14 protein-coding genes are annotated in these 14,461 nt (G+C 61.0%); 8 read left to right on the forward strand and 6 right to left on the reverse strand.

The genetic code is table 11. The features are described from left to right. The first annotated feature begins 152 nt into the window (after nucleotides 1-152). Nucleotides 153-941 carry a ZIP family metal transporter gene (locus tag PRZ03_RS20185; protein ID WP_263535626.1) on the forward strand — a complete coding sequence of 263 codons (789 nt, stop codon included), beginning with the start codon at nucleotides 153-155 and terminating at the stop codon, nucleotides 939-941. A gap of 17 nt (nucleotides 942-958) precedes the next feature. Here PRZ03_RS20185 and PRZ03_RS20190 read toward each other — a convergent pair whose 3' ends face one another. From PRZ03_RS20190 to PRZ03_RS20200, 3 genes are all read right to left on the reverse strand, one after another. After that, nucleotides 959-1,393 carry a universal stress protein gene (locus tag PRZ03_RS20190; protein WP_263535625.1) on the reverse strand — a complete coding sequence of 145 codons (435 nt, stop codon included), beginning with the start codon at nucleotides 1,391-1,393 and terminating at the stop codon, nucleotides 959-961. A 95-nt stretch (nucleotides 1,394-1,488) separates the two neighbouring features. After that, on the reverse strand, nucleotides 1,489-2,352 hold the full coding sequence (locus PRZ03_RS20195) for a sulfurtransferase (protein ID WP_273601985.1): 864 nt from the start codon (nucleotides 2,350-2,352) through the stop codon (nucleotides 1,489-1,491). Between the two features lie 108 nt (nucleotides 2,353-2,460). Then, entirely contained in the window at nucleotides 2,461-3,573 is a 1,113-nt protein-coding gene (locus tag PRZ03_RS20200) for an aromatic ring-hydroxylating oxygenase subunit alpha (RefSeq protein ID WP_273601986.1), read from the reverse strand. A 299-nt stretch (nucleotides 3,574-3,872) separates the two neighbouring features. Here PRZ03_RS20200 and PRZ03_RS20205 point away from each other — a divergent pair, with 299 nt between their 5' ends. The 4 genes from PRZ03_RS20205 to folE2 all read left to right on the forward strand — a co-directional run bounded on the left by PRZ03_RS20205 (nucleotide 3,873) and on the right by folE2 (nucleotide 7,858). Next, nucleotides 3,873-4,133 (forward strand): exodeoxyribonuclease VII small subunit, encoded by a 261-nt coding sequence (locus PRZ03_RS20205; RefSeq protein WP_273601987.1) that lies wholly within the window; start codon nucleotides 3,873-3,875, stop codon nucleotides 4,131-4,133. Next, nucleotides 4,118-5,023, forward strand: coding sequence for a polyprenyl synthetase family protein (locus PRZ03_RS20210; protein ID WP_273601988.1), 906 nt, complete (start codon nucleotides 4,118-4,120; stop codon nucleotides 5,021-5,023). Before PRZ03_RS20205 ends, PRZ03_RS20210 begins: the two co-directional genes overlap by 16 nt. Before the next feature lie 14 nt (nucleotides 5,024-5,037). After that, on the forward strand, nucleotides 5,038-6,972 hold the full coding sequence (dxs, locus tag PRZ03_RS20215) for a 1-deoxy-D-xylulose-5-phosphate synthase (protein ID WP_273601989.1): 1,935 nt from the start codon (nucleotides 5,038-5,040) through the stop codon (nucleotides 6,970-6,972). A 91-nt stretch (nucleotides 6,973-7,063) separates the two neighbouring features. After that, nucleotides 7,064-7,858: a GTP cyclohydrolase FolE2 gene (folE2, locus tag PRZ03_RS20220; RefSeq protein WP_273601990.1), complete on the forward strand. Its 795-nt coding sequence runs from the start codon at nucleotides 7,064-7,066 to the stop codon at nucleotides 7,856-7,858. Between the two features lie 118 nt (nucleotides 7,859-7,976). Here folE2 and PRZ03_RS20225 read toward each other — a convergent pair whose 3' ends face one another. Continuing rightward, the gene (locus PRZ03_RS20225) at nucleotides 7,977-8,906 is read right to left on the reverse strand and encodes a LysR family transcriptional regulator (RefSeq protein ID WP_273601991.1); all 930 of its coding nucleotides are present in this window, start codon (nucleotides 8,904-8,906) and stop codon (nucleotides 7,977-7,979) included. 116 nt (nucleotides 8,907-9,022) lie between these two features. On the opposite strand from PRZ03_RS20225, the gene lysA reads away from it, so the two are divergent. The 3 genes from lysA to ahpF all read left to right on the forward strand — a co-directional run bounded on the left by lysA (nucleotide 9,023) and on the right by ahpF (nucleotide 12,790). After that, nucleotides 9,023-10,267, forward strand: a complete 1,245-nt coding sequence (lysA, locus tag PRZ03_RS20230; protein ID WP_273601992.1) for a diaminopimelate decarboxylase — start codon at nucleotides 9,023-9,025, stop codon at nucleotides 10,265-10,267. A 179-nt stretch (nucleotides 10,268-10,446) separates the two neighbouring features. After that, nucleotides 10,447-11,010, forward strand: coding sequence for an alkyl hydroperoxide reductase subunit C (gene ahpC / locus PRZ03_RS20235; protein WP_273601993.1), 564 nt, complete (start codon nucleotides 10,447-10,449; stop codon nucleotides 11,008-11,010). A 220-nt stretch (nucleotides 11,011-11,230) separates the two neighbouring features. After that, the gene (gene ahpF, locus PRZ03_RS20240) at nucleotides 11,231-12,790 is read left to right on the forward strand and encodes an alkyl hydroperoxide reductase subunit F (protein WP_273601994.1); all 1,560 of its coding nucleotides are present in this window, start codon (nucleotides 11,231-11,233) and stop codon (nucleotides 12,788-12,790) included. Between the two features lie 4 nt (nucleotides 12,791-12,794). Here the strand turns inward: ahpF and rarD are convergent, their stop codons facing one another. After that, nucleotides 12,795-13,685: an EamA family transporter RarD gene (gene rarD, locus PRZ03_RS20245; RefSeq protein WP_273601995.1), complete on the reverse strand. Its 891-nt coding sequence runs from the start codon at nucleotides 13,683-13,685 to the stop codon at nucleotides 12,795-12,797. Between the two features lie 43 nt (nucleotides 13,686-13,728). Next, entirely contained in the window at nucleotides 13,729-14,418 is a 690-nt protein-coding gene (locus PRZ03_RS20250) for a pseudouridine synthase (protein ID WP_273601996.1), read from the reverse strand. Between the last annotated feature and the right edge of the window lie 43 nt (nucleotides 14,419-14,461).

The following is a 14,461-nucleotide window of genomic DNA, read 5'->3' on the forward strand; positions in this document are numbered from 1 at the left end:
TAACAACAGCCGAGCCGAGTCCGCCGGGAAGGCTTGCCGCTTGACACGGTTGATAAGATGGCATGTTGGCCTGCGCGATGCGCGGCTGCCTGAATTTAAGCCGCGCCGACTGGGCGCGGTTCTAGTTTGGGCCTGCAGTTCACTGGAAAACCATGACTCTTCTCTATATCGTGCTGGCGACCTTGGCCGGCGGGCTGCTGTCGGTCTTGATTGCCGCCAGCCTGACCGTGAGCCTCTTGGGGCGTGTGGTCAAACATTTGGTCAGCTTATCGACCGGCATCTTGCTGGGCACGGCCTTGTTGCAAGTGCTTCCCGAGGCCTTTGATGGCCGCGCCAGCCCGCAGTCGCTGTTCATGACGCTGTTGGGCGGCCTGATGTTTTTCTTTTTGCTCGAGAAGGCTGAGCTGTACCGTCACACCCATCACCATGAGGGCGATGGCCATCACCATCATCATCACTTTGACGTCGAGCAGGCCGGCAAGGGCGGCACCAGTGTGCTGGTCGGCGACAGCATCCACAACTTCTGCGACGGCATCATCATTGCGGCGGCTTTTTTGACCGACCCCTATTTGGGACTGGTGACCTCGCTGGCCATCATTGCGCATGAAATCCCGCAAGAGGTGGGCGACTACATCGTGCTGCTCAATGCCGGCTTCTCACGCTCCAAGGCCTTGTTGTTCAACGCGCTGTCCGGCCTGGCCGCGGTGATAGGCGGCGTCGTAGGCTACTTTTTGGTCGGCCCCTGGGAAAGCTTGTTCCCCTATCTGCTGGTGGCCGCAAGCAGCAGCTTTATCTATGTCGCGGTGGCGGATTTGATTCCGCAGTTGCAGCGCCGCCTGCCCTGGCGCGAAACGGTGCTGCAACTGGCCTGGCTGGGCGGCGGCTTGGGGCTGGTGGTGATGGTCGTGGCGGTTTCCAGTCACGGCGGCCACGGTCACTGAGTCAGGCCCCTGCTGGTTTAGCGAACCACGAGCACCGGTGTGGTGCAGTGGGTCAGCACCTTCTGCGTCTCGCTGCCGAGTAGCAAGGCTTGCACACCGCGCCGGCCATGCGAGGCCATAACAACCAGGTCACATTGATTGCTGCTGGCATGTTCGATGATGGCTTCCCAGGCATGCAAGGCCTCGACGGTATGGCCTTCGCAAGCGACGCCGGCGGCAGCCGCAGCGTCCATGGCCGCCTTGACGCGGGTGGCAGCGATGCGTTCCTGAACGTCAAAAAATTCCTGCGGTGGTGTCGGCTGCATCTCGGACACGGCGCTGTAGGGGAAGGGTTCTTTGACGCTCAAGGCGTACAAAGTGGCGCCGTGAAGGCGTGCCATGCCTACAGCAGTGTTGAGTGCCTTGGCGCTGATATCAGAGCCGTCGGTTGGAACAAGAATTCGCTTGAACATGGTGACAATCCTCCGTTGAAATGATCTGCAGTGTCGAGCGGCGAGGGCGGGGCTATCTTGCGCTATGTCAAGGGTACTCGCCATCCCCAAGGCGCTCAGCCTTTGGCGATGGGTCGCCTTGAATCGGCCGACCATTCGCTCCAGGAACCGGGGTAAAGCAGCGAGCCGCTCAGGCCGGCGTACTCCATGGCCAATAGATTGTGGCAGGCCGTAACGCCGGATCCGCACTGATGCACGACTTGGGCGGCCGGGTAGGGTGCCGTCAAAGCCTCGAGCTCGGCCTTCAATTCAGGCGCGGTCTTGAAGCAGCCATTGGCTTGCAAGTTGTTTTTAAACAAGCGGTTGCTGGCGCCTGGGATATGGCCGGCCTGCTTGTCCAAGGGCTCCAACTCGCCGCGAAAGCGCTCGGGCGCCCGGGCGTCGATCAGCCTGACTCGGCCTAGGCTGGCTTGTAACTCGGCGGCGTTCAGGCTGGGGCTCAGGCAATCGGCGGCGGCGAACTCACTTGCCTGCGCATTCGGAGTGGCCGTGGTCAAGGGCAAACCTGCCGCCAGCCAAGCTTGTTGGCCGCCGTCCAGCACGGCCACTTGCCTATGGCCAACCCAGCGCAGCATCCACCAAAGCCTGGCCGCATACATGCCGCCTTGATTGTCGTAGCTGACAACTTGCTGGCCCGGCCTCAGGCCCAAGGCGGCGAGGCGCTTGGCGAAATCGGCTCTCTCCGGCAGTGGGTGGCGGCCGCGAAACTGGCCCTGGGAATCAAGCTTGGGTCCGCTGAGCTCGCGGTCCAGGTGCAGGTAATGAGCGCCGGGCAGATGTCCCTGAGCATAGGCAGCTTGGCCGGCCTCGGTGTCGGCCAGATCAAAGCTGACGTCAATCAAGAGCGGTGTCTGACCTTGGAGGGTCAGGTCTTGCAGCTGTGCCACCGAGATAAGAGTCTGATAGTTGGCTTGGATCATTTTGGCTTGGCCTGAGTTGACTGCAGGCATTATGGCCAAGCCATGAAAAACGCCCCGGCAGCGAGGCTGCGCGGGGCGCTGGATCTGATGGGCTGGCGCCGTTGAGGGTCAAGCTCGGATATTCATCTCGCGTCGGTACCACTCATGGAAATGCAGCATGCCGTCTTCCATCGGGCTCTGGTAAGGGCCGACCTCGTTGTCGCCGCGTTCCATCAAGGCGCGCCTGCCGGCGTCCATGCGCAGCGCAATTTCGTCGTCCTCGACACATGTTTCCATGTACGCGGCTTGATGGGCCTCGACGAAGTCGCGCTCGAAGGCGGCGATTTCTTCCGGATAGTAGAACTCGACAATATTGGCGGTTTGCTGCGGGCCCTTGGGGAACAGCGTCGACACCACCAGCACATGCGGGTACCACTCGACCATGATATGCGGGTAATAGGTCAACCAGATGGCGCCAGCCTTTGGGGTCTCGCCGCCGCGGAACTTCAGCAATTGCTCGTGCCAGCGCTGGTAGACGGGTGAGCCCGGCCTGGCCAAGTCTTTGTGGATGCCGACCTTTTGCACCGAATGGTGGCGACCCATCTCCCAGGCCAGATCGTCACAGGTGACAAATTGGCCCAGGCCCGGATGGAAGGGACCGACGTGGTAGTCCTCCAGATAGACCTCGATAAAGGTCTTCCAGTTGTAGTCGCATTGGTGCACATGGACCTTGTCCAGCACATAGCCCGAGAAATCGAGTTCGGCCGCAACGCTCAGCTTGGATAATTCTGCGGCGACGTCGTGACCGTTGTCCTCGAACAGCAGACCGTTCCATTCGCGCAGTTTGTAGCGGTTCAAGTTGAGACAGGGGTCCTGCTCAAAATGCGGCGCGCCGACCAGCTCGCCCTTGAGGTCGTAAGTCCAGCGGTGCAGCGGGCAGACGATATTGCTGCGCGTGTTGCCTCGGCCGCGCAGCATCACCGCTTGGCGATGCCGGCAGACATTGGAGATCAGCTCCAGCCCTTGGGGGGTACGCACCAGGGCGCGGCCCTCTCCCTCTTGGGGTAGCGCGTAGTAATCGCCAATTTCGGGCACGGCTAAAGCGTGACCGAGATAGCGGGGGCCGTTTTGGAAAAGCTGAACCTGTTCTTGGCGAAACAGGGCCTCATCAAAATAGGAAGTTACAGCTAACTGCGTCTTGCTGCGTTCAAGCGCTGAGAGGGAAATACTCAGGTCGGACATGATCCAGTCGGTTCTCCGAGAATCCAGCCACCTGTTCAGTCTCGGCCGGCGGGCTGAGCTGGGGTTGGCCCGCTTGCGAAGCGGAAGGATTCTTGTGCCGGCCTGTTGTCAATCAGCTGCCGGGTTCGCGAAATAAAAGCTGGATAGCCATCAAAAGCGGATCCAGAAAGGGCGCGATTGTACCCAGCGGGCGAAAAGCCGTGTTGTGCTCTGTCAATACGACCTTTGGGGTGGGCGTGGCGGGCTTGTGACAGTCCTTATGGCCTCACTGACTACAATCGCCGCTTTTGCATAACGCAATGACCAGATCCAGCACCAGCGCCAAAGCCGCGTCAAAAGACGCGGCGCCGACAGTGGCTACCAGCTACGAGCATGCGCTCGGCGAGTTGGAGCGGCTCGTGGCCGTCATGGAAGCGGGCCAACTGCCGCTGGATCAGTTACTTGAGAGTTACCAACGTGGGGCAGAACTGCTGGGATTCTGCCGATCGCGACTTCAGGCCGTAGAACAACAAGTCAAGGTGCTGGAGGGCGAGGAATTGAAACAATGGGGAGAGTCCTGAGCGTGAATGCCCGTGAGTTTGAAGAATGGATGCAGCGCTCACTCGCTGCATGTGAGGCGGCGCTCGACGGCTTTGTGCCGATTGATGCGCCGGTGGGGCTGGGCGTGGCGATGCGCTATGCCGTGCTCGACGGCGGCAAGCGACTGCGGCCGCTGCTGGTCTTGGCGACCTGCGAGGCGGTTGACGGCGATCGGGAGGCCGCAATGCGGGCCGCCTGTGCGGTGGAGTTGATCCATGCCTATTCCCTGGTCCATGACGATATGCCTTGCATGGATGATGATGTGTTGCGTCGTGGCAAGCCGACCGTGCATGTGCAGTTCGGCGAGGCACAGGCGATGTTGGCCGGCGACGCGATGCAAGCATTGGCCTTTGATGTCTTGACGCCTGACAGCGGCGTGGCGCCGGCTTTGCAAGCCAGGCTGTGTGCTTTGTTGGCTCGCTCGGCCGGCCATGCCGGTATGGCCGGTGGCCAGGCCATCGATTTGGCAAGCGTTGGCTTGTCGCTCGATGAGGCCACTTTGCGCGATATGCACAGACGCAAGACGGGTGTGTTGCTGCAGGCCAGCGTGATGATGGGCGCGGCCTGCGCGGAGACGCCAGCGCGGGCGACGGCGGCGCTGGCCGAATACGGCGCTGCTTTGGGCTTGGCATTCCAAGTCGTTGACGATATTTTGGATGTGACCCAGGACTCGGAAGTGCTGGGCAAGACAGCGGGCAAAGATCAAGACGCCAACAAGCCGACCTATGTCAGCTTGATGGGCTTGGAACCGGCTCGGGCTTTGGCGCAAGAATTGCGATGTCAGGCGCAGCAGGCGCTGGCGGACAGCGGCTTGCCCAACACGGCCTGGTTGAGTATGTTGGCCGATATGGTCGTCGAGCGCGATAACTGAAGGCTGGCCCAGAGATGAATTACCCCCTCTTGCGAACGATAGACAGCCCGGCCGATCTGCGCCGCCTACCGCGCACCGAATTGGTCAAACTGGCCGGTGAGTTGCGCGCCTATGTGCTGGATACCTTGTCTAACTCCAAGGTTGGTGGGCATCTGGGCTCCAATTTGGGCACGGTCGAACTCACGGTAGCGCTGCACTATGTGTTCAATACACCTGAGGACCGTTTGGTTTGGGATGTGGGTCACCAGACCTATCCGCACAAGGTCTTGACCGGGCGGCGCGAGCAACTGGCGACCATCCGGCACCTGGGCGGCATAAGCGGCTTTCCGCGCCGGGATGAGAGTCCTTTTGATACCTTCGGCACCGGCCATTCCAGTACCTCGATCTCCGCCGCGCATGGCATGGCCATGGCCGCCAAGATCAAGGGTGAAGACCGGCGCGCTGTGGCCATCATCGGCGACGGCTCGATGACCGCCGGCATGGCTTTCGAGGCGCTTAACAATGCCGGCGTGCCGCATGGCGGCCTGCTGGGCAATATGCTGGTGATTCTGAACGACAACGATATGTCGATCAGCCCGCCAGTCGGAGCGCTGAACAAGTATTTGGCGCGTTTGATGAGCGGCAATTTCTACTCTTCAGCCCGCGAAGGTGCCAAGTCGGTATTGAAGAACACGCCGCTGTATGAGTTTGCCCGCCGCTTTGAAGAACACACCAAGGGCATGGTCGTACCGGGGACGATTTTCGAGGAGTTCGGCTTTAACTATGTCGGCCCTATCGATGGCCATGATCTGGATGCCTTGATCCCTACGCTGGAGAATCTGCGCGCCAAAAAAGGCCCCCAGTTCCTGCATGTGGTGACCAAGAAGGGTCAGGGCTATAAATTGGCCGAGGCCGACCCGGTCAAGTACCACGCCGCACCCGGTAAGTTTGATCCCGCTGTGGGCTTTGTTAAGTCGGCGACGCCGGCCAAGACGTCCTTCACGCAAGTGTTCGGTGAGTGGTTGTGCGATATGGCCGAGCAGGACAAGCGCCTGGTCGGCATCACGCCGGCGATGCGCGAGGGCTCCGGCATGGTGGAGTTCCACCAGCGCTTTCCGACCCGCTATCACGATGTCGGCATCGCCGAGCAGCATGCGGTGACCTTCGCCGCCGGTCTGGCTTGCGAAGGCTTGAAGCCGGTGGTGGCGATTTATTCGACCTTTTTGCAGCGCGCCTACGACCAGTTGATCCATGACGTGGCACTGCAGAATCTGCCGGTTGTGTTCGCCTTGGACCGAGCCGGTCTGGTCGGAGCCGACGGTGCGACTCACGCTGGCAACTACGACATCGCCTTCAGCCGCTGCATTCCGAATATGGCCGTGCTGACACCGGCCGACGAGAACGAATGCCGTCAGGCCTTGTACACAGCCTATCAGCACAACAGCCCGGTAACGGTGCGTTATCCGCGTGGCGCCGGGGTCGGGGTGGCGATAGCGAAAGAGATGACGGCCCTGGACTGGGGTAAGGGTGAGGTTCGCCGCGAATCCAGTAAGCCGCATTTGCGTAGCAATTCGGATTCGCCACGGATTGCGATTCTGAGCTTCGGCACCTTGCTGTACCCAGCTTTGCAAGCGGGCGAGCAACTCGACGCGACGGTGGTCAATATGCGCTTCGTCAAGCCCCTGGATCAGGCTTTGGTGGCGGATTTGGCGCGTACCCATGATGCCTTCGTGACGATCGAAGACGGTTGCGTGATGGGCGGCGCGGGTTCGGCTGTGATGGAGGCGATGCAAGCGGCTGGCTTTGATTTGCCGGTGCTGCAACTCGGTTTGCCGGATGAATACATCGAGCATGGCGACGTCGCCAGTTTGATGAGTGCTTGCGGTTTGGACGCTGCAGGTATCGAGCGGTCCATCTTGAAGCGCTTTGGCGCGCGGCCAAGTTTGGTGCGGCCGGCAGCGAATCAGTAGTCATCAAATCCTTGCGGCGGCAGGGCTTGGCATAAGCTGGCATGCTGGGCGCCTTGCCTTAATCAAGTATCCACGGTCCCATTTCTTCAGCATGAATCAAGTCACCAGCGCATTGCATATCCCCGACACTCAAAGCGAGCGCGACGAGCGGCATCTGTTGATTCAGCGCGTTGGCGTCAAGGATGTGCGTTATCCGCTGCAGATCCAAGTCGGCAAGCAGGCGCAAACAACGGTCGGCTCATGGACCTTGGATGTGGCGCTGCCGGCCGAGAAAAAGGGCACGCATATGTCCCGCTTCGTCGCCTGGCTGGATGCATTGAATGCGCCGTTGACGGCTGAAACCTTGCGTGAGTTGCATGGCCAGATGTTGACCAAGCTGGAAGCGCAGGATGGGCGCATCGAGGTGCGCTTTGCCTTTTTCCTGCGCAAGCGTGCGCCAGTGTCCGGCATCGAAAGCATGTTGGACTACCAGGGTGCCTTGATCTCCGAGACGCGCGCCGGCTTGACCTCGGTGTGGGCCGAGGTGGCCGTGCCGGTGAAGAGCTTGTGCCCCTGCTCGAAAGAAATTTCGGACTATGGCGCGCACAACCAGCGTTCCTTGGTGACGATCCGGGCGGAGCTGAGTGGCGCGCCTATCAGCTGGCTGGAACTGGTCCGGTTCGCTGAGGAAAGTGCCTCCAGCGAGCTCTGGCCGCTGCTCAAGCGCGCCGACGAGAAATGGGTCACCGAGCATGCTTATGAGAACCCCAAGTTCGTCGAGGATCTGGTGCGGGATGTGGCACTGCGACTGAATGCCGATGCGCGGATTGGGCGTTATGCGGTGGATGTTGAGAATTTTGAATCCATACACAATCACAGCGCTTATGCGCGCATAGAGCGCGCATAAGCCCGCGCTTTGCGCGGCTTGGCGCTGAAGCGCCAAGGCTGTGATTGGACAACGCTAATATCGCGCAGCGATGAGAGCGTTGGCACAACCATTCGGCTTATGCGCGCATAGAGTGCACCTAGTTTGCAGCGGCAGTAAAGCGAGTTTGCAGATTTTCAGTTTCTCGCTTTAGGCATTCAATCAACTCGCCCACCAGCGGCTGAGCAGGCCTGTGCAGCGGCAGTAAGGCCGCCACTTTGAAGGGCACCGACACGCTGAACGGCCTCAGATGCAGCTGCGGCCCGGCCAGTGCCAAAGCGGTCAAGGGGTTGACAATGGCCAAGCCCAATCCGGCACTGACCATTGCGCACACGGCCACTGCGCTATGCGCTTCCATGCGCAGACGCCGGCTCACACCTTGCTGCGCAAATATCGCGTCGAGCTGGGCCCGGTAGGGGTCGTCGGCGGACAGGCTGACGAAGTCCAAACCCTCAAAATCTGCCGGCGTCAACACCGTCTTGGCCAGCAGCGCATGACCGGCCGGCAAGATGCAGACCTCGTCCATCGCCAGCAACGGCAGCAACTGGGTGCCGGCCGGCGCTTGGTGAACCTGCTCGGTCAAGCCCAGGTCAAAGCGTTGGGCGCTCATCCATTCTTCGAGTAGCGGCGACTCCTGCGGCGTGACAGTTAGCTGCAGGCCACTGTGCTGGGCCATGAAATCGGCACAGGCGCCCGGCAGCAAGGCATGGCTGAGCGCAGGCAGGCACAGCACGCTTAAGCGCACCGCCTGCTCGGCACGGCCCAAAGCATGCGCACGGCCAGCGATATGGTCCAGGCTTTGGTAGCTGCGCTGCACTTCGTCGAACAAGCTCAGGGCGCGGGCATTCGGTTTGAGGCGGCCGCGCAGGCGCTCGAACAGGGCATAGCCGAGCAAAAACTCCAGCCGTGCCAGTTCGCGACTCACGGTGGGCTGGGAGCTGTGCAAGAGGGCGGCGGCCTCGGTCACGCTGCCGGCCGTCATGACGGCGCGGAAGACTTCGATGTGTCGGTGGGTCAGGGCTGCTGCCATGTCAAACCATATCAGATATGAATAGAGCTAAGAATAAAAAGCATTTGTACGAATGATAAGACGCTGGCATGCTGAGTGCATTCTTTGTTCTCGTCCATCTTGTAGGAATCAGCCCCATGCCTGCCGCCACCTTGACTCCCGCCCGTATCCAATCGCTGGCCGCCAGCTTCGGCACACCGCTGTGGGTTTACGACGCCGCCACCATCCGTGCGCGGATCAAGGCCTTGGCCGCTTTTGACACGATTCGTTTTGCCCAGAAGGCTTGCTCCAACACCCATATCCTGCGCCTGATGCGGGAGCAGGGCGTCAAGGTCGATGCGGTGTCGCGCGGCGAAATCATGCGTGCCTTAGCCGCTGGTTTTGTTGCCGGAGGGGAGCTGTCAGAAATTGTCTTCACCGCTGATCTGTTTGACCACGCGACGCTGGCCACCGTGGTTCAACACCGTGTTCCGGTCAATGCCGGTTCGATCGACATGCTGCATCAGCTGGGGGCGGTCTCGCCCGGCCACCCGGTCTGGCTGCGCATCAACCCCGGTTTTGGCCATGGCCACAGCAACAAGACCAATACCGGCGGCGAGCACAGCAAGCATGGCATCTGGCACACCGAGTTGCTGAATGCCTTGGCTGCGGTGCGCCAGCATGGCCTGAAGCTGGTGGGCCTGCATATGCATATTGGCTCCGGCGTTGACTATGGGCACCTGTCCGAGGTTTGCGGCGCGATGGTGGGTTTCGTCAAGCAGGCCCATGAAGCCGGTCATGATTTGCAGGCGATCTCCAGCGGAGGCGGCCTGTCGACGCCTTACCGCGCCGGTGACGCCAGCGTCGACACCCAGCATTACTTCGGCCTCTGGGATGCCGCCCGCAAGCAGGCCGAGGCCTTGCTCGGCCATGCCATCGGGCTGGAGATTGAGCCGGGTCGCTTTCTGGTTGCCGAGTCCGGCGTGCTGATCACCGAGGTGCGAGCCAGCAAGAACGCGGGCCGCAATCACTTTGTGATGGTGGATTCAGGGTTCAGCGAGCTGATGCGGCCGGCCATGTATGGCAGCTATCACGCGATGAGCTTGATCCCTGCAGATGCCGAGCCGCGCCCGCTGCTAGCCACCGTGGTGGCCGGGCCTTTGTGCGAGTCGGGCGATGTGTTCACGCAAGGCGAGGGCGGGGTGGTGGAGCCGCGTGAATTGCCGCAGGCCCGGGTTGGAGATTTGCTGCTGATCCATGACACCGGGGCCTATGGTGCTTCGATGTCCAGCAATTACAACAGCCGCCCCCTGGTGGCCGAAGTCATGGTTGACGGCGGCAGCGAGCGCCTGATTCGTCGCCGCCAGACGGTGGAAGAACTGCTGGTGCTGGAAGCACTGTGACGGTTTTATGGCTATCGCGGGTGCTGGTTGAATAGCCTGAGCCAATAGGCTCAGGCAATGACGGTGATTTGATTTATCAAAACTGCGGGCAAGCTCTTGCTCTTATGATTCAGGCACTGCAAGTTTTTTACCGTGTCTTTCGTTCGTTAGTTTTGTTTTTCAACCCAAAGGAACCCGTCATGTCCCTGATCAATACCCAAGTCCAGCCCTTCAAGACCGAAGCCTTTCACAACGGCAAGTTCATCACCGTCAGCGATGAGTCGCTGAAGGGCAAATGGTCGGTGCTGATCTTCATGCCAGCGGCCTTCACCTTCAACTGCCCAACTGAAGTGGAAGACGCCGCCGAGAACTACGCCGAATTCCAAAAGGCAGATGCCGAGGTCTACATCATCACGACCGACACGCATTTCTCGCACAAGGTCTGGCACGAGACTTCGCCTGCTGTAGGCAAGGCCAAGTTCCCATTGGTCGGTGACCCAACACACAAGCTGACCCGCGCCTTCGGCGTGCACATCGAAGAAGAAGGTCTGGCTCTGCGCGGCACCTTCGTGATCAACCCAGACGGCATCATCAAGACCGCCGAAGTGCACTCAAACGAAATCGCTCGTGACGTTAAGGAAACTCTGCGCAAGCTGAAGGCCGCCCGTTACACGGCCGCCAATCCAGGCCAGGTTTGCCCAGCCAAGTGGAACGAAGGTTCGAAGACCATCGCTCCTTCGCTGGATCTGGTTGGCAAAATCTAATGGCTTGCGGGCTAGACCTTGCTGTACTCGGCAAGCTCTGGCCCCAACTGATTAAGTCGGCTTAGATTCGATGTTTGTCGAAGTTGCAGGCCCGGGAGGGCTTGCACTTCCCTCAGCGCAACGCTTGGACTTCAAGCCACGCTGAAAGCGTCCCGGCCTCGACCAGGGTGTTTTCAATGTGACTTAGCCTAGTCACGCCTAAACCCCAAGGAGAACCGCCATGTTGGACAGCCATCTGAAGACCCAGCTCCACGCCTACCTCGAGCGCGTCACGCTGCCGTTTGAAATCGAAGTCAGCTTGGATCAGCGGCCCGAGTCGGCCGAGCTTTTGGACCTGCTGCAAGAGATTGCGGCCATGTCCGACAAGATCACACTGAAGACCGACGGCCAGGATGCGCGCCGCCCGTCCTTCAGCCTGAATCGCATCGGCTCGGACATGAAGTTGCGCTTTGCCGCCATTCCGCTCGGCCATGAGTTCACCTCCCTGGTGCTGGCGCTGCTGTGGGTTGGCGGCCACCCGCCCAAGGTGTCGGACGAGACGATTGCGCAGATCAAGGGTCTGGACGGTGAATTCAGCTTCGAGGTCTATATGTCCTTGACCTGCCACAACTGCCCGGACGTGGTGCAGGCACTTAGCTTGATGGCGGTGCTGAACCCCAAGATCAAGACCGTGGTGATCGACGGCGGCCTGTTCCAGGACGAGGTCAATGAGCGCGAAATCATGGCAGTGCCCAGCATTTACTTGAACGGCGCGGTGTTCGGCGCCGGCAAGATGAGCGTAGAAGAGATCGTCGCCAAGCTAGACACCGGTGCGGCGGCCCGCGATGCGGCCAAGCTGAGCGAGAAGGCGCCTTTCGACATGCTGATCGTTGGTGGCGGCCCGGCCGGCGCTGCCGCAGCCGTGTACGCCGCTCGCAAGGGTATTCGCACCGGCATCGCCGCTGAGCGCTTCGGCGGTCAGGTCAATGACACGATGACGATCGAGAACTATGTTTCGGTGCTGGAAACCGACGGGCCGAAATTCTCCGCCGCGCTGGAAGCGCATGTCAAGGAGTACGACGTCGAGATCATGAATTTGCAACGCGCCGAAGCGCTGATCCCAGCGACTACGCCGGGCGGCCTGATCGAGATTAAACTAGCCAACGGCGGCGCGCTGAAGGCAAAGTCGGTGATCCTGTCGACCGGCGCGCGCTGGCGCCATGTCGGCGTGCCCGGCGAAGAGGAATACAAGAACAAGGGCGTTGCCTATTGCCCGCATTGCGACGGCCCGCTGTTCAAGGGTAAACGCGTGGCGGTGATTGGCGGCGGCAATTCCGGTGTCGAGGCGGCGATCGATCTGGCCGGCATCGTTGCAGAGGTCACTCTGATCGAGTTTGGTGAGGCCTTGCGTGCCGACGCGGTGCTGGTCAACAAGCTCAAGAGTTTGGCTAACGTGGCGATTCATGTGAACGCCCAAACGACCGAGTTCACCGGCGCGGCCGGCAAGTTGAACGGCCTGAGCTACACCGACCGGGTCAGCGGCGAGGCCAAGCACATCGAGCTGGAGGGCGTGTTCGTGCAGATCGGCCTGGTGCCCAATACCGAGTGGCTGAAGGGCGTGGTCGAGCTGAGCAAGCATGGCGAAATCATTGTCGACCCCAAGGGCCAGACCTCGCTGCCCGGCGTGTTCGCAGCGGGCGACGCGACGACGGTGCCCTTTAAGCAAATCATCATCGCGACTGGTGACGGGGCGAAGGCGGCACTGGGCGCGTTCGATTACATGATGCGTTTGCCCAGTTGAGGTTTTAAGCCTGGGTCATGCGCCGGCTGACCCACCAGCCTTCCAGGCTGTAAATCAACAGCGCGGACCAGATCAGGGCAAAGCCGAGCAGCCGCGATGGCTGCATGGGCTCGTGGTACAGCCACACGCCCAGCATGAACTGCAGCGAGGGCGAGATGTATTGCAGCAGGCCCAGCGTCGCCATCGGAATGCGGCGGGCGCCTGCCGCGAACAGCAGGAGCGGTATGGCGGTCAGCGGACCGGCAAAGAGCAGCCAGCCCATCGTCGCGACTTCGCCTTGGTTGACGGCCGCCGAAATGGCACTCTGACCCGTCCAGGTCCACCAAGCCAAAGCGGCCAGCGCGATCGGCGTCAGCATCAGGGTTTCCAGCGTCAGCCCCTCCAAGGCGCCGAGCTTGGCGATTTTTCGCAGCAGGCCGTAAAAGCCAAAGCTGATCGCCAACACCAGCGCCACCCAGGGCAGGCGGCCGGTTTGCAGCGTCAGCCACAAGACGCCGGCAGCGGCCATGGCGACAGCGGCCCATTGCAGCCGGCGCGGCCTCTCATGCAAAAACACATAACCCAGCGCCACATTGACCAGCGGGTTGATGAAGTAACCCAGGCTGGCGTCCAGCACATGGTCGGTTTGCACGGCCCAGACATAGACGACCCAGTTCACCGACAAAAGCAAGGCCGACAGCATGAAGGCGGCCAGCACCTTTGGAGTTCGGCGCAGTTCGCCCAACCAGGCCCAGCGTTTCATGAAAGCCAGGATCCCCAGCATAAAGACCAGACACCACAGCGTGCGATGCATGACCACCTCCAGCGACGGCACTTGGGCGATCTGCTTGAAGTAGAGCGGGAACAAACCCCAGGCCAGATAGGCGAGGGCGGCATAAACGATGCCGCGGTTCATGTTTGGGGTGAGGTCGGTGATGGGATCATGGTCCCATTGTCGGCTAAGGATTTTTGAGCAATTGCCATTCCTCGCCCAGCGGTGCGTGTAGCAGCAGCGGCGCGCCGCTGACGGGGTGCGCGATCCGTAGCTCCAGCCCATGCAACCACAGGCGGTTCAGGCCCAGATGAGCTGCCACGGCGCGGTTGTGCGCGCCCTTGCCATGGGTGGTGTCGCCGATGATGGGGTGAGCGATGTGCTTGAGGTGGCGGCGGATCTGGTGGCGCCGGCCTGTCAGCGGGCATGCCTCGACCAAGGCGTAGCGGCTGCTGGCAAAGCGTCCTTCGACGCTGAACGGCCATTCGATCTGCTCAAGGCAACGCCAATCGGTGCGTGCGCTCAACATGGTTTGGCCGGCTGAGGGCAGCTCCGGGTCGCGAGCGAGCGGGTGCTCGATCACGCCGCTCTCGGCTGGCCAGCCTCGCACCAAGGCTCGGTAGCGTTTGTGCGCCCGGCCTTGCTCGAAGGTCTGGCCCAGCAGCGAGGCGGTTTGCGCATCGAGTGCAAACAGCAGCAGCCCCGAGGTGCCTTTGTCTAGCCGGTGGGCCGGCCAGACCTGCCGCCCCAACTGATCGCGCAGCATCTGCAGCGCGAATTGCTGCTCGTGAGCGTCCAGCGCCGTGCGGTGGACGAGCAGGCCGGCCGGCTTGTTGATGGCGACGAGGTGTTCGTCGATGTAGATGATTTGCAACATGGCTGATGGTGAATATTGCCGGTCCGGGCTGGGGCTGCCCTAT

Origin of the sequence: Roseateles albus (assembly GCF_028595345.1) — a bacterium.
Classification (GTDB): Bacteria; Pseudomonadota; Gammaproteobacteria; order Burkholderiales; family Burkholderiaceae_C; genus Paucibacter_A; species Paucibacter_A albus.